Genomic DNA, 19,931 nt, shown 5'->3' on the forward strand with positions numbered 1-19,931 from the left:
ATTGAGCATTTAACGGATTACATGGGGTACTGCAAACCTCTACCTATTGGCCAAATTCACTCATCTACTACTAGCCAAGCATCAGAATGCAACCTTCCCAGCAATAGCGACTTCGTTACGTTCATTGGAAAAAGCACACAATAACAAGTAAATTTTGATGGAGTAACCATCTGATTTACTTCTACTACTTGAGTGAAATTTGCTGTCCTTCTGGTAATATGAAAGAGCCTTTATTAAGAGGTCAAACTAGTCAATCTATAAAGTTCAAGTTGGTTCCTATGCAGAAAAAGTCAGTAACTAAGCCTCCACTATATCAAGGCCACGCTCTTTCATTAAATCAACTTACGCCTGAGGACTTTGAAGACTTTACTTATCAATGCTTAACCATCTTGAGCGAGCATATCGGCCTCGAAATGCAAAGTGGCCGTCAGCCTGCTGCTGATCAAGGTTTTGATTGCGTTGCAAAAACGCTGGATACTAACAGTATCGTTTGCATACAGTGCAAGCGATACTCAAGCACTAGCTTGAGTGTGGATCTTACGGCTAAAGAGATCATTAAAGCTGCATTAGATGCGGCAATCAACGGTTCAACAGTTGAGCAACACTACATTATCACTTCAGGAACAGTAGCTGGTAATTTAAGAATAGCTCTTAGGCAGGACAACTACACAGATATTAAATCTAAGTGTAAAGAAATCATTTCCAAAGGTGATTTTCAGCCTAGTTTGCTCAACAAAGTAAAAGAGCTAGGGTTATCAAGTTATACCTTAGTTTCCGACTACTTGGACAACATTAAAAAACTGATAGTTTGGTCTGGTACCGATTTTACAAATAACCTATTAATCGTATGGGATAAGCTAACTAATATCATTGAAAAACACTATTCTGTTGAAAGAGTATTAAAAGATTCACCTACGCCTAACTTTAATACAGTAGAGTATTGTGAAAAAGTAGCTAATAAAGGAACTCGATTTGTCGGGCTTTGGTATAGCCATACTAACCTACCGAATAATCTGGTTAGCAACACACGTGTAGAGACAATAGAAAACGGTTTCCTGTCAACCGAAGACATTGCTAATCTATTGAGAAGTGGAAACAACGTCGTTCTCTCATCATTGGGTGGCAGCGGTAAGTCTAGTACTTTAATCAACTTAGCTAGTACGCTAGTTAAAGATGCATTCGATATAGAATTTTTGCCTGTACTTATAAAATTAAGAAGTTACTCTAGAGGTAACTTAGAAAAAGCCATCAATCAATCACTTGATATTTCTTATGGTTCATGGAGGAGTTTACCCTACAAATGTATATTACTTCTTGATGGATTAGACGAAATGATTCAAAGCGATACACAGGCTTTTTTTGACGAATTATCAGCAATAATTGGTAATAATTCTTTTATTCTATCATCAAGAAACACAGGTGTTTCCGTAGAAACTCTTGCTGAAAAGGTTGATTACTGTCTTGAGATCAAGCCTCTATCCTATCGGGATGTTGTAAATATTTCTTCAAAATCAATGCTAGAAAGTGAGCAAAATGAGTTTTGTAATCTATACAGAAAAAAAATAGGAAGTGTTGGATTTAACTTTTTATTCTCTCCATTTGCTCTATCACTCTCGATTAAATACTATCAAGATCGTAGGAAATTGCCTGAAAGTTTAAACGAAATTATTGAAAATTGGATTTCTTCTAAAGTTAAAATTGATAAGTGTAGGATCAAGAATGCATCTCTCATTGTAAATAAACTACCCTATTTTAAAGTGAAAGAAGCTTTTTCACTTGTTACATATAAAGCCATATTTCAAAAGGGCTTAACCTCTCTGTCAGAAGCTGATTATTGGGAGCTTTTGGGGGAAACATATAATGAGCTGACTAATCAAGGTTTATCTGTAGCGAAGATGTTGAGCTTTGAGTCATTCTTGGAGTTGCTTGAACAGCATGAAATATATGTCAAGGACAATGATGGTGTTTACTCCACGCCTCATAAGATAATCTCAGAATACTTAGCGTCGATTGAGTTAAGCAAAAACTGGAGAAGCCATAAAAATAGCTACCTACACTCTGAATATGAGATTTGGTTATATTGCAGCACATTCATTAACAATGAAGAAAAAAAAGAATTTATTGAATTTATGTTCGAATGCGATCTTTCACTAGCGACCAAGGTCGCTAAACAATATGGCGGGGGTTTTATAGAGTTTGTTGAAGAAAGAATACTCGAACTAGAACAAAACTTTGAAGTAATAACTAGAAGTAATGCTATATATTGTCTTGGTATTTTGGGGACTAAAAAGTGTATTGAACGGCTCAAATCTAGTGAAGGTTTACTTGATCCTCATCACCAATATCAGCGACGAAGAGCGCTAGCTATCAATGGCGACCGTGACACACTGATTAGCATTCTCACAGATAACGAGATCAAGGCACAGATGCCTATGAAGATATCAGGAGGTGAATATGATATTTGGTTTCAGTGTCCTCCAACTCTTATTACTGAGATCGCTAGAGAGCGTCTGAATACTTGGAAAAATGATCAAACCACTCCTGTTTGTATGAGCCTAAGAACCTTGAGAATTTTTGGTGATAATTCTGATATTTCTAACATCAAACTTATATTGCAGGAAACATCAAAGGAGCAAGAGTTTAATGATGCTGCCGCAACTCTTTACAGTATAGATAATGAATGTCTGATAGAGTCGCTAGAACTATTGGCAGAACCTTCAAATGACAAGTCATATTGGGCAAAGAAAAACCTCACAGCACTTGATTTTAATTGCAATATTGATGATGAGATCACTTTTTTTATTGAGCAAGGGCTAAAATCTCAAGAAGAACTAAGTGACCAGAGCTATATGTATGGAATGCATAGCTTTGTTGAGTTCATCTGCAAGAATAAAATAACTGATGAAAATATTGAAAAGCTCATTAGTGCGTATAGAAAACTAACTTTTTCAAGTGATTTTTATTATTGCAATCTATTTTGGTATATCGCTAATTCCACTAAATCTGATAAATTTATACCCTTGGTAGAGTCCGCTTATTTGCGAAATAATTCTTCGGAGATAAATAATGCTATCGCTTATCTAGCAAAGCTTGATCCCCTTGATATAAGTCAAAAGTTAAAAAACAAGATAGACGATTATTTTAAATCACTAGATAGAGAACTAAAAGGCATTTATCACAACTACATCCACTACTACTTTAAACATGGTTCAAAAGATTTAGCAAAGAGCTTGCTTATTGACGAATTTAATAGCACATTTGGTAATCTTGATCCCCAAACGATAACTAGAGAACAATATATTTCATTTGATTTCCCTAACGCCTCAATCTTTAACATACTATCTAAATACGTGAGTGAAATTGATTTCTCCATAGAGATGTCACTAAAGTTCCTGTTAGTATGCAGTGAACACATGGCTGATATAGCCTTGTCAAAATATAGCATCTTAAATAAAATAGATAGAGCCACACTAGACAATTATGCAGAACAAATAAAAGATGATTCTGTTAGAGTTTCTGAAGTAAGTTACTTGCTTAAAAATAATTTATCAAGTATGCCTTTAATACAACTGGAAAAGTATCTACCATATTTTCTTTCCCACCATACGTACTATCCGACATTAGAGGCTTTATATAATAAATATTGGAATGATAATTTAGCCCGTTCCTTTCTAACGCGCTTTATCACACATAACTGGAGTGATGTCTCTGCTCAAATGTTTGATAAATACATCAACTTCTTTTTGACCTTATTTACTAAGGAGCAATTAGAGGAGTTTGAAAGTCAACGCACTACGGATGTGAACGTTTATATCGAAAGGATCTACAGAATTTGGCTTGGCTCATACAAGGTACACTACCAAAAACTGTAGAGACCTTGGATTCAGTCCTTGCTTTTTGCATGGCATTACTCAAAGGCTTGCAAAAGCCTCATGTGCAAGTTTGGGAAGCGATTAGTGCTGACACGCTTTGGGGCAAAAGTGAGTTAGAGCTATTGCCCTGACTCGCTTCTGTCAGATTAGGAAACGTAGGTTGATTCCTTGGTCGTTTGTTATGGTCGTTGCATAGACTGCATATATTCTTGGGTCATGAGACAACTAACAACCCAATGAACGACCAAATTAATCAATAACTTAAGATCGTCAATGTCCTTGTCTTGCCACTTCCTTTGATAATGAGTCTCATCATTACCCAACCATACTGCACGAGTAGCACATTCTTTGATGTTAGTATCCGTAATATATTTATTAATACATTGCATCAGCATCATGCTCCTGATTTTTTCAGAATCATCAGGTTGTAAAGACACACAATAGTCTTTTATTAGGTACTCAAGGGCTTTTCGATAACCCATGCCGCACACTTCACTTAAACCACTTTCCTCTGCATTAGCTGACTGATTGAAGATTTCTACAAAGCTTGGAGATATAGTACTAATTCTGTCATCAAACGCTATCGGTTTGAAATGATTAGGGGTTGAGTGAGTATATGTAAAGTAACCGTTTGTATAACCCTCATGTTCTGATTTTCGTTCAAAGTGAGCAAGAAACAAATGTCCACACTTTTTTGATGGGCACTCATAAAGCCCTGATAAGTAGCGACTAAAATGTGGGTTGTCAGTATATACTTCTTTGAACATTTCCGTCCTATTTGGAGAGACTAACTGATTGCAAACAGGGCAACTGTTTGGCTCTTGATCTACCTGAATACCACTTCTACCGATATTTATCATTTTTCCTCCAAATAACATAACGACTAGCACAGCAGTACATGCGCGGCTATACCAACAAATACTTTACTTTCAACTGCAAGCGCCCAAGTAAAATATGTCTGCTGCTTGCGCCTTGTTATACGATTTAAGCCCTAATTTCATAGATGGCCTGTGTTGCCTTCATATATTCGTGAATTTTATTTCCTCGAATCTCATACACAGGCTGGGAAGCTCGCATGTACATATGGATTTTGTTTCCGCGAATTTCGTAGACAGGCTGCGTAGCTCTCATGTACTCATGAATTTTATTGCCTTTAATTATGTACTTAGCCTGAGTTGCTCGCATATATTCATAAATTTTCATTCCATCGTACTGATCAGACATGAGATTCTCCTTTTCGTATAACAGTGTCTTGTCAGCAGACATTGTTTTTATAATATTTTCATAAAGTACAGAAGTCATAGTAGCAACTGCTCTATAGGTCTTATTCTTCCTTCCACTCATAAATTGCAGAACAAGTCTGTATAATTATAAGTGCTCAACTAGACTCATAATCTGCCATTAATATATGTAGGTCAAGAACTGACATGAGGATGTGGTCAGGAATCCTGAGCTAAACAGTTTTGGGGCAGTTCTGCGTTACGGTGTTCCCCCAAGCGCGGTACCGGCCAAGAGTATGCCATTGAAACGATGCACAACTTATTAGAACTGCCCAAAGCGCACGAGCCGTTAGCGTGTATTTTTTGATGATTTTTTCATTTTTACACGCATCTCTTACGTAAGTTATGCCTTTTATCGACTTGCCATTACGCGTCTTTCAACGAGCGAAAAAAGGTGGTTAGGCCTTCCTTGGTGAGGAGGTGTAGACCAAAATCAAGATCAAAATAGTAGACGTACCCTTGGCTCTCTTCGCCAATGCCGAGACAAAATACAGCGTTACCGTAGCTGCCCATAAACGGAAGGATCGCTTCGTTATCGAGATAAGGGACAAAGTTTAGGTATAGCTCTTCTAACTCATCTTCGGCAAACACTTCTTCAATTGGTAGTGTGTCGTCGGGAATAGCTTGGTTGACGGCATCATAATCAGCAAGGTCGACAACCTTATCTAAAAGCTCGTCTTCTTGCTCCCAAACAGGTGCCAGCATGCTCTTGATTGTGGTCGCAATGTTCATCTGTACCTCAAAGTCTTTTTTTAGGTGAAGGGTAAGTCATTATGCTATCTGTATTTTTCAGGTTATGTTCTATCACTGCTCGGCCACCAGTGTGCCGACGCCACCTTTAGCGACTGAGTGAGTGGACATGGTCGTCGCCGGTTAAGTGCGACAGCGCAATGTAAACCAGTACCACGGCACCGGCCATTGCGTAATCCACTGGATCGCTGTAGCCAGTGATATAACAAGTGGGAACGAGTAAACTTACGTTAGTGAGTCATTGTCACATCGGCGCAGACCATCGTGATGAAATGCGCTATCCCGCTTTATAGCACTGTCAGCTTATCGTGACTTGATATGAGTAATATTCCCGCACCTCTGGACCTGCTAGGCTAGATTTTTGTCGCTAAACTCGGTACATTGCACGCAAATAGAAACTATTCTCACTTTTATTTGTGGCAAAGCCACACCATCAAAGCATGTTTGCAGATATCACCATGATAAAATTGTCTTCATTTCGGCTCGCGCTCGGCGTTGCGTCCTGTTTGGCGCTGACCCCAGCAGTGAGTGCGGATCAACTCGAAAAGGCGCAAGCGATTGAGGGGAACACTACCCAAGAGGCCGCGCAGTCACAGTCACGGATTAATCGTCATTCTGATAGCAGCTTGGCCATGCGCCAAGAAATTGAGCAGCTACAAGCGCAGATCAGTAACCTGGAAATCTATCGCGATCACTTGCAAAACTTGGTGGTCAATCAGGATAAAGAGGCGACCAGCCTGCGGAATCAAATCGACGAGATTAAAGACACTCGCCAAGGCATCGTGCCTTTAATGTATCGCATGTTGGGTGGGCTCGAGCAGTGGCTTGCCGAGGATATTCCTCTCAAAGCCGATCAACGCCAAGCCCGTTTACAAAAACTTAAAGCCATGATGACCCGTGCCGATGTGGCGGACTCGGAGAAATTCCGTCGTATTCTCGAGGCATACCAGATTGAGCGAGACTATGGCAGCAAGCTTGATGCCTATCAAGATACCGTAGTGCTCGATGGTCGAGATCACCAGGTCGATGTCCTCCATCTGGGCCGTATGTCGCTGGTGGCGCGTAGCTTAGATGGTAAGCAGTATTGGCTGTGGAGTGCCCGCGATGATCAGTGGGTCGCATTGGATGCGAGTGTCGCGGAAGCGGTGGATAAGGCCTTTGCGGTGGCGCAAAAGCAAATGGCACCGTCATTGTTATCTCTGCCATTGAGTGCCAACCAAGGGGTGAAATCATGAGCTGGAAAACCCTGATTGCCGTAACCTGTTTTGTCGTCGTTGCGCCTTTTACCCACGCTGATGATCTTGTTGGTCAAACCCAACAGGCGCATCAACAGGCGAGTGAGCATAACCAAGCGCGAGAAGCACAATTCGCGATGACCGAGCGTGAGCTACGTGAGAAGCTCAATCAGCTCAAAGCCACGCGCAACGCGTTAGAGGCGGAAACCGAGAAGCTCAGTGACACCTTCAGCGATAACGAGCAACAACTGGCGTCGTTAGAAGATAAGCTGCGTTTGGAGTCGGGCAGTTTGGGTGAGCTGTTTGGTGTGGTGCGCCAAGCAAGTAAAACCATTCAGACCGACGGGGCGTCGAGCTATGTGGCGATCACTCAACCTGCGTTTAATCAAACGGTGGCGGATATTGTTGCCGCCGATACTTTGCCCTCGCTCAAGCAGCTTAATAGCCTGTGGCAGGGCATGCTCACGCAAATGCAAACCAGTGGCGAGTTGCAAGCCCTTTCTCTACCTGTGGTGAATGCGCAAGGTGTGTCGGCGGAACAGTCGGTGGTGCGAGTGGGTAACCTAGGCTTGGTGAATGAGCAAGGGTATTTAAACTGGCAATCGGCGCGACAAGTGGCCGTTCCCTACCGCGCCCAACCGGATGAGACGTTAACATCCGCAAAGCTTGAGCAAGCCATTACCAACGTGGGTGAGACCGTGCTTGTCGATCCATCACGGGGCTTTTTACTCGGACAGCTTGAAAATGCGCCAAGCTTGAGCGACCGCTTTGCGCAGGGTGGCTTCGTCGCCAAAGTGATCGCGGCCTTATTGACTGTCGGCTTGTTAATTGCTCTTTATCGCGGAGCTGTCTTGCTCTCGATTCACGCCAAAATGCATCGCCAGCTTAAACATCCTGAGTCGCCAGAGGATAATCCGCTTGGCCGTGTGCTGAAGGTCTATCATGATGCACCAAAGCGTGATGTGGAATCACTGGAGCTGCGTTTATTAGAAGCGGTGGTGGATGAGCAACAAGGCTGCGAAAAAGGCCTCTCGATGCTCAAACTGCTTGCCGCGTTAGCACCGATGCTCGGCTTACTGGGGACGGTGACCGGGATGATAGAAACCTTCCAAGTGATCACCCAGTTTGGTAATGGCGACCCGAAAGTGATGGCAGATGGCATCTCGATGGCGTTGGTTACCACAGTGCTCGGCTTGATTGCGGCCATTCCGCTACTGCTGGCGCATAATATCCTCAGTGGGCAAGCTGATCACATTCGCGGCATGCTGGAAAAGCAAAGCATTAGTTTGGTGGCTGAACAAGCTGAAAACAGTGATCAGAGAGCGGAAACCGGACAAGCGGCATGATAGACGTCGAGTTATTCTCACAGCTTGGCCAGCAAGATATTTGGAGCACCTTGCGTCATTTTATGGCGCAAGGTGGGCCCGTGCTTTGGTGGCTCGGTGTGGTGGTATTGGTGTGCTGGGTGTTGGTGATTGAACGCCTGCTATACCTGTATTCACGGTTCCCCGCACAACGTCGCGCGTGGGTTGCGGCGTGGCAAGCGCGTACCGATCACCATTCTTGGCATGCACGCGCCATTCGCCAAGGCTGGTTGTTTCAAGCCCAACAGGATCTCGGCCGTTATCTTGGCTTTATTAAAGCCTTGGTGGCGATTTGTCCGATGTTGGGGCTGTTAGGCACGGTCACGGGGATGATTTCTGTGTTTGATGTCATGGCCAGTCAAGGCACCAGTGAGCCCCGCTTAATGGCCTCAGGTATTTCAATGGCCACCTTACCCACCATGGCAGGTATGGTAGCTGCCTTGGCCGGTATGTTTGCCCATGCCCGTTTAGTTAAAGCCTGTCAGCGCCGTGAAATCGCGCTGGAGCAGGCGCTTCGGAGTCAGTAATGCGATTGATTCGAGCCCAAAAACAGCGCGAAGAAGCGCAGGTTGATTTAACCTCCATGTTGGACATTGTGTTCATCATGCTGATCTTTTTTATTGTCACTAGCTCGTTTGTGCGCGAGTCTGGCGTGGAAGTAAACCGTCCGGAAGCCAGCCACTCAACCAGCCAAAAAGAGGCGGGTATTTTTGTCGCGGTCACCGCCTCGAATGAGGTGTACATTGATAAGCGTCTTGTCGATGTGGAACGTGTGGAAGCGACCCTTGAACACCTGTTGCTCGATAAGCCTGACGCTTCGTTGGTGATTCAAGCCGATGAGTTGGCCTACAATGGCACCGTGGTTGAAGTGATGGACGCGGCGAAAGGTGCCGGCATTGGTAGCATTGCGTTGGCCACGGAGTCGCCGTAATGAAGCGATGGCTAATCTCATTGCCGGCGGCGTTGGTCTTTACGCTTGGCCTGTTTATGTTGATGGCGTTGATGGTCGGACAGTCGTCTCAGCGTCCTCAGGAGACGCCTTCCTCGGTAAGCATTGATATTTTCATGCAAGAGCCGGATACCGAGGTACAACGCCGCCAACGCAGTGTGCCGGAGCGCCCGACACCGCCTGAGGTGCCCGATCCACCGACGCCGGTCACGCAAACGCAGACACAATCCAGCGCGGCGCCACAACCGGATATGCCTAACTTGAATGTGCAGAGCAATATTCAAGGGGTGATGGTGCAAGCCCCGTCGCTAGGCGATTTAAATGTCAGCACTGGGCCGAACAATCAGCAGGCGATGCCGCTATTTCGGGTCGAGCCCAACTATCCACCACGCGCCATGCGCCGTGGCCTAGAGGGATTTGTGGTGGTGAGCTTTACCATTAGCCCCTCGGGACGTCCACAAGATTTGACGGTGGTCGATGCGAACCCGCCACGTGTTTTTGAGCGAGAGGCGTTACGCGCGCTTCGAAAATGGAAATATGAGCCGAAAGTGGTTAACGGAGAAGCCGTGGCCCAACCCGGTCAACAGGTGAAACTGGAGTTTAACTTACGCTAATGTTTAAACGACTCATTGTTACCTTAGTATTGTTCACTGCACTGCCAGTCGCCGCGCAGCTGTCACCCTCGGTGGCTCGCTCGATTGAAAAAGCACAAACGTTAGAGCAAGACGCCAAACTGGGTGAGGCGATTGCCGTGCTCGAAGCGCTGTCTGCTGAGCGCGCCTACGATAAAGCGTTTGTCGATCGCGCGTTGGGGGTGTTCTATTGGCAATATGGTAATAACGACAAGGCGATCGTCCATATTCAACGTGCGGTTGACAGTGAACAGTTGCAAGATGCGCAAGCCTGGCAAACCAAGCGTATGCTCGCTGATTTATTGTTGATTGATGGTCAATATGCCGCTGCACTTCAATACTACTATCCGCTGGCGCGTTCGGTTCCCAAAGAGAAATCGGATCAAGCGGAAGACGTATGGCTGCGGATTATGCAGGCGCACTATCAGCGTGAACAATGGAGCCAGGTATTAAACGCCTATCCAGCGTATCAGGGCGTAGTAAAAAATAGGGCCAGCGTGTCAGCGCTGTCATTGAAGTTGGGAGCGCAGCTACAACTTGAGCAATGGCGTGGGGCGACACCGACGCTTAAAGCATTGTTGAAGCTCGAGCCTGACAATAAGCAATGGTGGCGCCAATTGGCGGCCAACTATGTGCGCTTGGAGCAGCCAAAAGAGGCGATCAGCACCTATTTACTCGCCAAGCGAAAAGGGATAGCGCTTGAACCGAGTGAGCAGCGCACGGTGGCGCAGTTGTATGCCAATGTCGGCGTCCCCGAGCGGGCAGCGAAGTGGCTCAAACGCTTGCCTGAGAACGAGCAAGATGCGCAAACGCTCGCGCAGCAAGCAAGCTTATGGCAGCAAGCGCGAGAATGGCCTCAAGCGGTTTCAGCTTGGCGTTTAGCCGCACAAAAAGACCGTCAATACCATTGGCAATTGGCGTTAATGCAAATTCAGCAAGGCGACTATCAGCAAGCACTTACTTCGCTTGATAAGGCGGGTAAAGGGGCATCTGCTAAAGAGATAGCGCTGACAAAAGTGCGCGCCTACTACAAACTGAAGCAGTTTGACCAAGCCCTTGAGCAAGCACGCATTGCTAAAAAGATTGCCCCTGATGAGGCGGTAGAGAGCTGGTTAACGTTTTTGAAAAAGCGTCAGACAATGCAGCGAGGCTGATTAAGTCACAGGTAGCGAGTGACCCTTGGTCGGTTACTCTGATAAAAAGCCCCAGCTTGGTGCAACACCAGATAGCCGGGGCTTTTTTGTGAAAACGTGTTGTGTCTATCCTTTGCCATCCGCTGTGTTGATCACGTTCGCCAAACTATAGGCACAAAAAAAGGGCGCCTGAGCGCCCTCTATCAATCAGATCTGGCTTCTTATGCGACGGTAACGTCAGATGCCTGTGGGCCTTTTTGGCCTTGCTCAACGGTGAAGTTCACACGCTGGCCTTCAGTTAGGGTTTTGAAACCTTCGCCAACGATCGCACGGAAGTGTACAAACACGTCTTTTTCGCCGTTGTCACGAGTGATGAAACCGAAACCTTTCTCTTCGTTAAACCACTTTACGATACCAGTTGCTTGATTAGACATAATCATTCTCTCTTAAATTACAAAAAATAGGATAGCTTTGAACGGAGTCGATGAAATGTCTAAAAGCGAAAGCGGGTAACGTTAGAAACTCTATAATATTGATAATAGCGTAGCTTATGTTGACTTTTACTTGATGTATCATTGATGCTCCATGTTCCAGAGCTGTGACCACCATACAGCATTACGCTCACATGTAAAGCGTTGTGAGTATTTTTATTTAATCGTTGGGTGAAGCGTTGCGATTGGGCTATTTATCGCCCCTTCCCCAATCTTTTAACAGTTGGGCTACTCCCATTTTCGGGTGATTCAACACGTTGTCATCTTGGGTGACTTCACCGACCACATCATTGGGGTTATAGAGCGAGCAGGTTTTCATTGATAGGCAGCCACAGCCAATGCAGCCACTTAAATTGGCCTGTAACTGCTGTAAGCGTGCGATTTGCTCATTGAGGGTGGCATCCCAGCGCTGTGCCATATCACGCCATTGCTCTTTGGTGGGAGCGCGGTGAGAGGGCAATTCACTTAATGCTTCGCCTATCTCTTCAAGTGAGAGCCCCACATGTTGTGCTGCTTTAATCACCGCAAGACGACGCAGAACAGCGCGGTCGTAGCGGCGTTGATTGCCCGCATTACGCCAACTGGTGATCAAGCCTTTTTGCTCGTAAAAATGCAGGGTAGACACCTTTAACCCCGCGCGTTTTGCCACTTGCCCAACGCTCATTTCCATCTTTTTTCACCTTTTTCTGCCACTCCATGTTTACCTCAATATAACTTGAGGTTTTATCCTGACTAGCATCTTCACAACACAATGAGAGGGGAATCACGATGAAAGAAATGAAAGCGGGCGTTACCTCAATGTTATTGGCGATTATCCAAGGTGTTCAAGGGCGAGTTGGTACGAGCCGTAAACCGAAAGCAGTGCCAATCGCATCGATGCCAGCCCACCTTCAAAATGACATAGGGGTGGATACTCTGGATGCTAATGTGCGTCCCTCGGCGAGTCGCTTTCTATAAGCGCGCTGCATCTGTCGCTGTTACAGCATGGGTTGCAGGATGCGAGAAGCGAGGGTAGAAAAAAGGCCAGTCATTGCTGACTGGCCTTCGCAGAATTAACGTGCCGTGGAGATGCGATTAAGCGAGCAACTCTTCAGCGGTGTTAACCACGTTTTCAACAGTAAAGCCGAACATCTTGAACAGCTCGTCAGCCGGTGCGGACTCACCGAAAGTGGTCATGCCGACAACGCGGCCATCTAGACCCACGTACTTGTACCAGTAGTCGGCGATACCCGCTTCAATGGCGATACGTGCTGTTACGTCTGATGGCAGCACGGACTCACGGTAGGCGGCGTCTTGCTTATCGAACAAGTCAGTGCTTGGCATAGAGACGACACGCACTTGCTTGCCGGCGTCGTTCAGTTTCGCAGCTGACTCCATCGCCAATTCGACTTCCGAGCCCGTCGCAATCAAGATCAGATCAGGCTTGCCTGCTGAGTCTTTTAGGATGTAGCCACCTTTGGCAATGTTAGCCAATTGTGCGTCATCACGCTCTTGCTGAGCCAGGCCTTGGCGAGAGAACACCAGGGCACTTGGGCCGTCCTTACGCTCAACCGCTGCTTTCCACGCGACCGCGGATTCAACTTGGTCACACGGGCGCCACATGCTCATATTCGGCGTTTGGCGCAACGTGGCCATTTGCTCAACTGGCTGGTGAGTTGGACCATCTTCACCTAGGCCAATCGAGTCGTGGGTATACACTTGAATATTCTGCACCTTCATCAGGGCAGCCATACGCATCGCGTTACGTGCGTACTCCATAAAGATCAGGAAGGTCGCACCGTAAGGCACAAAACCGCCGTGCAGGGCAATACCGTTGATAATGGCGGTCATACCAAATTCACGCACACCGTAGTGCAGGTAGTTACCGCTGGCATCGTCGGCACTGATCGCTTTCGAGCCTGACCACATGGTCAAGTTAGACGGTGCCAAGTCAGCAGAACCACCGAGCAGTTCTGGCAGTAGCTTGCCGAACGCTTCTAACACGTTTTGTGATGCTTTACGTGATGCGATTTTGGCTGGGTTAGCTTGCAGATCGGCAATCAGCTTTTGCGTTTCGCTGTCCCAGTTGCTTGGCAGTTCGCCCTTCATGCGACGAGTAAACTCAGCGGCTAGCTCAGGGTATTGTGCTTGATAGGCGGCGAACTTCTCGTTCCATGCGGCTTCTTTGGCCGCACCGGCTTCTTTGGCATCCCACTGTGCGTAAATCTCTTGTGGGATCTCAAATGGGCCATGCTCCCAACCGAGGAATTCACGCGCGGCTTGTACTTCATCATCACCCAGTGGTGCACCGTGGCAGTCGTGGCTGCCCGCTTTATTGGGTGAGCCGTAACCGATGGTGGTCTTGGTGCAGATCAATGTCGGCTTGCCGGTTTCCGCTTTTGCCGCGTCAATGGCCGCCTGAATAGCCGCCGAATCATGGCCATCTACTGCAGGGATTACGTGCCAGCCATAAGATTCAAAGCGTTTCGCGGTATCGTCAGAGAACCAACCTTCAACATGACCATCGATAGAAATGCCGTTGTCATCCCAGAAGGCGATCAGCTTGCCCAGGCCTAGGGTGCCGGCGAGTGAGCATGCTTCGTGTGAGATACCTTCCATCAAGCAGCCATCACCCAAGAATGCGTAGGTGTGGTGATCGACGATGTCGTGGCCGTCGCGGTTAAATTGCGCCGCGAGCGATTTCTCTGCCACTGCCATGCCCACCGCATTAGTGATGCCCTGGCCGAGTGGACCTGTGGTGGTTTCAATACCCGGTGCGTAACCATATTCAGGGTGGCCTGGGGTATTCGAGTGCAATTGACGGAACTGTTTGAGATCGTCAATCGATACGCCATACCCGGTCAGGTGCAGTAGCGAATAAATCAGCATAGAACCGTGGCCGTTTGACAGTACGAAACGGTCACGGTTGGCCCAATCTGGGTTTTGTGGGTTGTGGTTCATGTGGTCGCGCCACAAGACTTCGGCGATATCAGCCATGCCCATTGGGGCGCCTGGGTGACCAGATTTGGCTTTTTGAACACCGTCCATCGCAAGGGCGCGGATGGCGTTAGCTAGCATTTTGCGTTCCATGTGTTTACCTACAGGTTGAACAGGTGAAATAGGGTCAAACAGTATCATAAAAGCGGACTGAGCCGCTTTTATTGTGTTAAATCACGCTTTGTGTTGGATCACAATTGTTCGCGAATCATGTCTTCAAGCTTGCCTTGGTCAACCGCGAAGTTGCGGATACCCTCAGCGAGCTTTTCAACGGCCATCGCGTCTTGGTTGTGCTCCCACAAGAATTCAGCATGTGTCATACGCGCTGGGCGCTGCTCGGTGGCCCCCGCGTCTTTTAACTTAACTGGCACGTCACCGTCGGCGTCGCTAAGCTCTTGCAGCAATTGTGGGCTGATGGTGAGACGGTCGCAGCCAGCAAGCTCTAGAATTTCGCCTGTGTTACGGAAGCTTGCGCCCATCACTACGGTGTCGTAGCCGTGAGCTTTGTAGTAGTTGTAGATGGTGGTGACAGATTTAACGCCTGGGTCTTCTGCCGCCTCGAAATCACGGCCTTCTTTGGCTTTGTACCAATCCATGATGCGGCCCACAAACGGAGAAATCAGGTAAGCGCCCGCTTCGGCACAGGCACGTGCTTGTGCGAATGAGAACAAAAGCGTCAGGTTACAGTTGATCCCTTCTTTTTCCAGGATTTCTGCCGCACGGATACCCTCCCAAGTTGACGCCAGTTTGATCAGAATGCGCTCGTTGCTGATCCCAGCTTCGTTATACATGCTGATTAGCTTGCGCGCTTTGGCAACACTGGCTTCTGTGTCATACGACAAGCGTGCGTCTACCTCGGTAGAGATACGGCCAGGGATCACATTGAGAATTTCTTTACCAATGTTGACGGCGAGACGGTCACAGGTATCGGCAACCTGTTGGTCTGCATCGCTGCTATGTGATTTTGCATAGGCAATGGCTTCCTCGATCAGCGGCGCATATTCTTTAATTTGCGCGGCTTTGAGGATCAGAGAAGGGTTAGTTGTGGCATCTTGCGGTTGGTATTTTTTAATCGCTTCGATGTCGCCTGTGTCAGCGACCACTGTGGTTAGGGCACGGAGTTGATCCAGTTTGTTGCTCATCTTCACTCACCTTCTTTACGTGGTAGGCCCAGACGCCGAATTACGTGCTAACGCTTGCTCTGAATATGAACAGATGCAACGCGTCTGAGCAAATGATGTGACGATCTTTGAGTTTTTTACGTCACTTGTCAATTGTATTGCGACATAAAGAGAGTTAAGTCTCACTCTTTCGTCACGAATTTACTCATCCTGTTGAAACGTGAACGCGGTTTCATCGGGGGCAGGCTCAGACATGTTGAGCAGCGCCATCGCACAGCTGGCACTGGTGGCCAACACATCAATCACGCCCGTGCGCAAAGCGCCAAGAATAGATAAGGCTTTGCGACTTTCACTGGCCATCGCGATAACGCTGGGAATACGCGCCAAATCAGGCATGGCTAGCCCAACCACTCGCCCTCGCATCAAATTATCGGTGGGTTGTCCGTCGAGACGGAAAAAATCAAAGCCACCGATATCTCCGACAATACCATGGTTAACACGTGCTTCAACAAATTCGCGTGCGGTAAAGCAGCCCAATTTGACCATATGGCTATTTTCGTCCATGTCCCCAATGCCGACTAGGGCGAACTCTGCCTTTCTCGCCTGGTTCAAGGTTTCACTTATATTGGGGTGAGAGACAAACACTTGCTGGATTGATTCGTTATCGACGTAGGCTGGGGCATACAGGGTTTCACTGCTGCCGCCAAATTTTTTGGCGAGACGCCGGCAGATATGATCCGCGTTAAATGCATCACCACTTCGGTGGGTACCACCGATAGCACAGACAAAGCGCGCTTGGCGATGAGAGACGACTCCGGGGTGATCAGCCACCGCGGCGACGTTTTGGCCTTGTCCCACCGCGACCACCATGCCGTCGTTGAGGTTACCATCCAAGTAAGTGGAAACCAGGGTCGCGACTTGAGTGCGCTGCTCTTCGGGACTGGGCTGATCGAGAGAAATTAATGCGCGTTTGAGATTAAATCGCGCCATGAGCCTTTGCTCCAACTGCGCGCTGTGCACCGGGTGAAACTTCACCGTTATTTCAACAATCCCTTCCTCACGTGCTTTTCGGAGCAGGCGGCTGACTTTGGGGCGACTTATTTTGTATTTGCGTGCGATCTCCTCTTGGGTCGCGCTTTGCTGGTAATACAGAATGGCGATTTCGGTAAGCAAATCAGTGTCTTCGTGAACGTTATCTAGGGATGTCGGCGTACTCATGTATTTTGGTCTCGCTCATCGATCGAATCAAACTCACCGCACACTGTACGGCTGACTGCAACGGTGATCAGTATAGCGAGCTGACGAGGTGCGAACAAATGTTATGTTTAAAAACGTTTGTTCATTGTTTTAGGTTCAACCACAGTCGTGGAAATATCTGATTGATGGCGCGGACAGGCTTTTTAAAGGCGTTATGTTTGAAAAAATAGCCATTACTATCTAGTTTTATTAAGTCCCTCCCAGGTTTCCGGACAGATTAATTTAAAAGATGTATACAGAAAGGGGAGTAAATCTTGGGCGGCAGACTCGTTTTTGGCTAAGGAGTGTATTTTTATGCACGCATTGCAGTCTCGGCAGCCCCTTATTTGGGTGACGACCTTGTTCATACTGGTGGTTATGTTCGCTGTCGGATTTTGGATGACGAGTTTGAGTCGCACCACAGCGCCCGAACTATCACTGGTGGATACGGACTATAGCTATTTCATTGACGAGACGAACGAGCTATCTCTTAACTATGTGCTCGATCATGCCCCCTTTACGAAAGCCGATAACACGGGTGAGATCCCGTGGAAGCTGGCTTATCAAACCTATTGGATCAAGCTTGAGTTTAATTACCACGGATTGACTGAGCGCGACATTCATGTGCTCACCGATAACCCATTGATTGACTATCTAGACGCGTACCATATTTTGGATGGCGAGCAGGTGCGCTCACAGATAAAAGCAGGGGATAAAACATCGGCACGCTTGAGCCGCTTGCCAATGCCCGATTCGATTCCGGTTAACTTACTGCCGGAGCGTGATAACCAATTACTGCTCAAAGTCACCTCGAATGATATGGCGATCATGCCGTTAAGCGTGATGTCGCACCAGGCGTTTGATCAGTTATCTCGGTCTTTGCATTTGGTTTGGGGCGGCTTCATCACCTTTACCTTTTTGGTCGCGCTGTATAGCGCAGGGGTGTATGTCTACAGTCGTCAGCGCGTCTATCTCATTTTTGTGCTTGTCGCTCTAATGAGTACCTTGCTTGTGAGTGTTAATCATGGTTTCAGTCGTTACTTTTTGCCGGATCCGGTGCAGATATTTATCAGTAATCACTTGGTGGCGTTGGCCGTTTGCCTACTCATGGCGGGATTATGGTTCACCTACTATTTTCTAGACTTTGAGCGAAGTCGGCTTTATCAGCGCGCGCGTTCACTCTTTTTTATGACCACCGGGGGGCTGTTTGGCTTGGCCTTGCTAAGTTTTATCACCCCCACGTATGTGTCGCTTTCATTTGTTTTTATCGCGCAATTACCGGTCTATGGCTTGGTGGCCTATTATGTATGGCACCAATGGCAACCGAAGAAACTTTGGCTCTCGCTCTTTACCCTCTGTTGGATCCCGGCCATGGTGGGCGGGGTGATTTTCTACGCTCTGATGCTCAACGTTATTGATTACAGTCTGCTATCACGTTACGCACTGATGATGTCGCTGGGAATGACCATGATTTTCTTTTCATTGGCTCTCGCTGAACGCTTCCGGTACCAGCGATTACAGGAAATGCAGGCGCTGACGCATGACACGCTGAGTTATCTACCGAATAACAATGTGTTACATATGGTGGTCAATGATTTGATCAGCCGAAATGCCCGTTTCAATTTGTGCTGTTTATCAGTGGATAATTACAACAGCCTGCTTCCGTATTTAGATGAGCACGCCCGCGAGGAATACATTAACGCGATTGCTGGCCGTATTAATGATGTGTTGATGATGCAACCTGTGTTGGGAGTGAAAACCGACAGTGATATGCCGGATTATCGTTTGGGTTGTTTAAAAGAGGGCGTGTTTGCGTTTTTGATTGATGATGTCGACCGCTCGGCTTGCGATACGATTCTCGATTCCGTCATTAAAGGATTAAATGGTGACTTATGTGTTGGCTCATTTGTGACGCAAGTGAATGCGCGTATTGGTGTTTGCCACTATCCCACTGACGGTGACCACCCAAGCCTTTTAATCAGCCGCGCCCTGAGCGCCATTGATCAACATCGATCGCTTGCCAGCCACTATGCACATTTTAATTCTTACGAGCAACGACACCATCAATTGCATGTTTCTCTCGTGACCGACCTGAGGGATGCTATCGAGAATGATCAATTAGAGCTGTATCACCAACCGCAAATTGATTTACGCACTGGCTCTGTCCATGGCTCGGAAGTCTTAGCGCGTTGGACACACCCTGAGTACGGGCAAATATCGCCTGAAGTGTTTGTGCGGATGGCAGAAGATGTCGGTATCATCAATAACCTCACTCTGTGGGTGATTCAGCGGGCTTTCCAGCAGCAAGCGCAGCTGATCACTAACGGCCATTGTCGCCGCCTGTCAATCAATATCAGTGCGTCTGATATCTATATTCCGGATCTGGCCAATCGTGTGGTCGCGCTGGCGCATCAATATGACATACCGACTAACTTAATTTCGCTGGAACTGACAGAGTCGGTGATGGTAGAGGACTACAACTGGCTAAAACAACTGATTACAGCACTATCAGCCAGTGGCATTGAAGTATCGATCGATGACTATGGCACGGGCTATTCCTCGTTATATTTCCTCTCGCAACTCCCATTCACTGAGCTTAAAATTGATCGCAGTTTTGTGCGAGATCTTCACAAGAGTGGTCGTCACCAAAGCATTGTTCGTGCGACCACGGACATGGCGCGATCACTGGGGGTAATGGTCGTTGCTGAGGGCGTGGAAACCGAGGAAGCGGAGACATTACTGCGACGTTATGGTGTCGATGTGTCACAGGGCTATTATTACTCTCGGCCGCTTCCGTTCCAACAATATCAGGCTTACGTTGAGCGCATGGACAGCGTGCAACCGACCACGGTGCTAAGAGAACAAAATATACGCTCGTCCTCAAGTGGATAA

At 47.1% G+C, this 19,931-nt stretch carries 17 protein-coding genes; 9 read left to right on the top strand and 8 right to left on the bottom strand.

Annotated elements, in window-relative coordinates; translation table 11 throughout:
• Nucleotides 1-218: 218 nt before the first annotated feature.
• Nucleotides 219-3,872, top strand: a complete 3,654-nt coding sequence (locus WN56_RS14100) for a restriction endonuclease (RefSeq protein ID WP_046075604.1) — start codon at nt 219-221, stop codon at nt 3,870-3,872.
• Nucleotides 3,873-4,051: 179 nt separating this feature from the next.
• Here the strand turns inward: WN56_RS14100 and WN56_RS14105 are convergent, their stop codons facing one another.
• The 3 genes from WN56_RS14105 to WN56_RS14115 form a co-directional block, all read right to left on the bottom strand.
• Nucleotides 4,052-4,732 carry a DUF4145 domain-containing protein gene (locus tag WN56_RS14105; protein WP_046075605.1) on the bottom strand — a complete coding sequence of 227 codons (681 nt, stop codon included), beginning with the start codon at nt 4,730-4,732 and terminating at the stop codon, nt 4,052-4,054.
• Nucleotides 4,733-4,856: 124 nt separating this feature from the next.
• Nucleotides 4,857-5,096: a hypothetical protein gene (locus WN56_RS14110; RefSeq protein WP_046076023.1), complete on the bottom strand. Its 240-nt coding sequence runs from the start codon at nt 5,094-5,096 to the stop codon at nt 4,857-4,859.
• Nucleotides 5,097-5,518: 422 nt separating this feature from the next.
• Nucleotides 5,519-5,884, bottom strand: coding sequence for a hypothetical protein (locus WN56_RS14115; protein WP_046075606.1), 366 nt, complete (start codon nt 5,882-5,884; stop codon nt 5,519-5,521).
• Nucleotides 5,885-6,369: 485 nt separating this feature from the next.
• Between WN56_RS14115 and WN56_RS14120 the strand changes: the two genes are divergently transcribed.
• The 6 genes from WN56_RS14120 to WN56_RS14145 are packed head-to-tail and all read left to right on the top strand — an operon-like array spanning nt 6,370 to nt 11,236.
• Nucleotides 6,370-7,137, top strand: a complete 768-nt coding sequence (locus tag WN56_RS14120; RefSeq protein ID WP_197075778.1) for a DUF3450 domain-containing protein — start codon at nt 6,370-6,372, stop codon at nt 7,135-7,137.
• Complete coding sequence (locus tag WN56_RS14125; protein ID WP_046075607.1) at nt 7,134-8,483, top strand: MotA/TolQ/ExbB proton channel family protein; 1,350 nt, start codon at nt 7,134-7,136, stop codon at nt 8,481-8,483. Before WN56_RS14120 ends, WN56_RS14125 begins: the two co-directional genes overlap by 4 nt.
• On the top strand, nt 8,480-9,028 hold the full coding sequence (locus tag WN56_RS14130) for a MotA/TolQ/ExbB proton channel family protein (RefSeq protein ID WP_046075608.1): 549 nt from the start codon (nt 8,480-8,482) through the stop codon (nt 9,026-9,028). The genes WN56_RS14125 and WN56_RS14130 overlap by 4 nt, the downstream gene beginning before the upstream one ends.
• Nucleotides 9,028-9,432 carry a biopolymer transporter ExbD gene (locus WN56_RS14135; protein ID WP_046075609.1) on the top strand — a complete coding sequence of 135 codons (405 nt, stop codon included), beginning with the start codon at nt 9,028-9,030 and terminating at the stop codon, nt 9,430-9,432. The genes WN56_RS14130 and WN56_RS14135 overlap by 1 nt, the downstream gene beginning before the upstream one ends.
• Nucleotides 9,432-10,064 (top strand): energy transducer TonB, encoded by a 633-nt coding sequence (locus WN56_RS14140; protein WP_046075610.1) that lies wholly within the window; start codon nt 9,432-9,434, stop codon nt 10,062-10,064. Before WN56_RS14135 ends, WN56_RS14140 begins: the two co-directional genes overlap by 1 nt.
• Nucleotides 10,064-11,236: a lipopolysaccharide assembly protein LapB gene (locus WN56_RS14145; protein WP_046075611.1), complete on the top strand. Its 1,173-nt coding sequence runs from the start codon at nt 10,064-10,066 to the stop codon at nt 11,234-11,236. The genes WN56_RS14140 and WN56_RS14145 overlap by 1 nt, the downstream gene beginning before the upstream one ends.
• Nucleotides 11,237-11,436: 200 nt before the next feature.
• Here the strand turns inward: WN56_RS14145 and WN56_RS14150 are convergent, their stop codons facing one another.
• Nucleotides 11,437-11,649, bottom strand: a complete 213-nt coding sequence (locus tag WN56_RS14150) for a cold-shock protein (protein ID WP_046075612.1) — start codon at nt 11,647-11,649, stop codon at nt 11,437-11,439.
• A gap of 247 nt (nt 11,650-11,896) precedes the next feature.
• Nucleotides 11,897-12,376, bottom strand: a complete 480-nt coding sequence (gene soxR / locus WN56_RS14155) for a redox-sensitive transcriptional activator SoxR (RefSeq protein WP_046075613.1) — start codon at nt 12,374-12,376, stop codon at nt 11,897-11,899.
• 98 nt (nt 12,377-12,474) lie between these two features.
• On the opposite strand from soxR, the gene WN56_RS14160 reads away from it, so the two are divergent.
• On the top strand, nt 12,475-12,663 hold the full coding sequence (locus tag WN56_RS14160) for a hypothetical protein (protein WP_046075614.1): 189 nt from the start codon (nt 12,475-12,477) through the stop codon (nt 12,661-12,663).
• A 117-nt stretch (nt 12,664-12,780) separates the two neighbouring features.
• On the opposite strand, the gene tkt is transcribed toward WN56_RS14160, so the two are convergent.
• From tkt to WN56_RS14175, 3 genes are all read right to left on the bottom strand, one after another.
• A complete protein-coding gene (gene tkt, locus WN56_RS14165; RefSeq protein ID WP_046075615.1) occupies nt 12,781-14,775 on the bottom strand; it encodes a transketolase in 1,995 nt (664 codons plus the stop codon).
• Between the two features lie 98 nt (nt 14,776-14,873).
• Complete coding sequence (tal, locus tag WN56_RS14170; RefSeq protein ID WP_046075616.1) at nt 14,874-15,824, bottom strand: transaldolase; 951 nt, start codon at nt 15,822-15,824, stop codon at nt 14,874-14,876.
• Between the two features lie 180 nt (nt 15,825-16,004).
• Complete coding sequence (locus WN56_RS14175) at nt 16,005-17,021, bottom strand: sugar-binding transcriptional regulator (RefSeq protein WP_046075617.1); 1,017 nt, start codon at nt 17,019-17,021, stop codon at nt 16,005-16,007.
• Between the two features lie 417 nt (nt 17,022-17,438).
• On the opposite strand from WN56_RS14175, the gene WN56_RS14180 reads away from it, so the two are divergent.
• Nucleotides 17,439-19,931, top strand: coding sequence for an EAL domain-containing protein (locus WN56_RS14180; protein ID WP_197075767.1), 2,493 nt, complete (start codon nt 17,439-17,441; stop codon nt 19,929-19,931).

The sequence above is a fragment of the Salinivibrio sp. KP-1 genome, assembly GCF_000968645.1.
Lineage (GTDB): Bacteria > Pseudomonadota > Gammaproteobacteria > Enterobacterales > Vibrionaceae > Salinivibrio > Salinivibrio siamensis.

What these genes read in the sequence shown, in the direction of transcription:
- WN56_RS14100 (WP_046075604.1), top strand. Translation starts at nt 219, where the DNA reads ATGAAAGAGCCTTTATTAAGAGGTCAAACTAGTCAATCTATAAAGTTC.
- WN56_RS14105 (WP_046075605.1), bottom strand. Translation starts at nt 4,732, where the DNA reads ATGATAAATATCGGTAGAAGTGGTATTCAGGTAGATCAAGAGCCAAAC.
- WN56_RS14110 (WP_046076023.1), bottom strand. Translation starts at nt 5,096, where the DNA reads ATGTCTGATCAGTACGATGGAATGAAAATTTATGAATATATGCGAGCA.
- WN56_RS14115 (WP_046075606.1), bottom strand. Translation starts at nt 5,884, where the DNA reads ATGAACATTGCGACCACAATCAAGAGCATGCTGGCACCTGTTTGGGAG.
- WN56_RS14125 (WP_046075607.1), top strand. Translation starts at nt 7,134, where the DNA reads ATGAGCTGGAAAACCCTGATTGCCGTAACCTGTTTTGTCGTCGTTGCG.
- WN56_RS14130 (WP_046075608.1), top strand. Translation starts at nt 8,480, where the DNA reads ATGATAGACGTCGAGTTATTCTCACAGCTTGGCCAGCAAGATATTTGG.
- WN56_RS14135 (WP_046075609.1), top strand. Translation starts at nt 9,028, where the DNA reads ATGCGATTGATTCGAGCCCAAAAACAGCGCGAAGAAGCGCAGGTTGAT.
- WN56_RS14140 (WP_046075610.1), top strand. Translation starts at nt 9,432, where the DNA reads ATGAAGCGATGGCTAATCTCATTGCCGGCGGCGTTGGTCTTTACGCTT.
- WN56_RS14145 (WP_046075611.1), top strand. Translation starts at nt 10,064, where the DNA reads ATGTTTAAACGACTCATTGTTACCTTAGTATTGTTCACTGCACTGCCA.
- WN56_RS14150 (WP_046075612.1), bottom strand. Translation starts at nt 11,649, where the DNA reads ATGTCTAATCAAGCAACTGGTATCGTAAAGTGGTTTAACGAAGAGAAA.
- soxR (WP_046075613.1), bottom strand. Translation starts at nt 12,376, where the DNA reads ATGGAAATGAGCGTTGGGCAAGTGGCAAAACGCGCGGGGTTAAAGGTG.
- WN56_RS14160 (WP_046075614.1), top strand. Translation starts at nt 12,475, where the DNA reads ATGAAAGAAATGAAAGCGGGCGTTACCTCAATGTTATTGGCGATTATC.
- tkt (WP_046075615.1), bottom strand. Translation starts at nt 14,775, where the DNA reads ATGGAACGCAAAATGCTAGCTAACGCCATCCGCGCCCTTGCGATGGAC.
- tal (WP_046075616.1), bottom strand. Translation starts at nt 15,824, where the DNA reads ATGAGCAACAAACTGGATCAACTCCGTGCCCTAACCACAGTGGTCGCT.
- WN56_RS14175 (WP_046075617.1), bottom strand. Translation starts at nt 17,021, where the DNA reads ATGAGTACGCCGACATCCCTAGATAACGTTCACGAAGACACTGATTTG.
- WN56_RS14180 (WP_197075767.1), top strand. Translation starts at nt 17,439, where the DNA reads ATGACGAGTTTGAGTCGCACCACAGCGCCCGAACTATCACTGGTGGAT.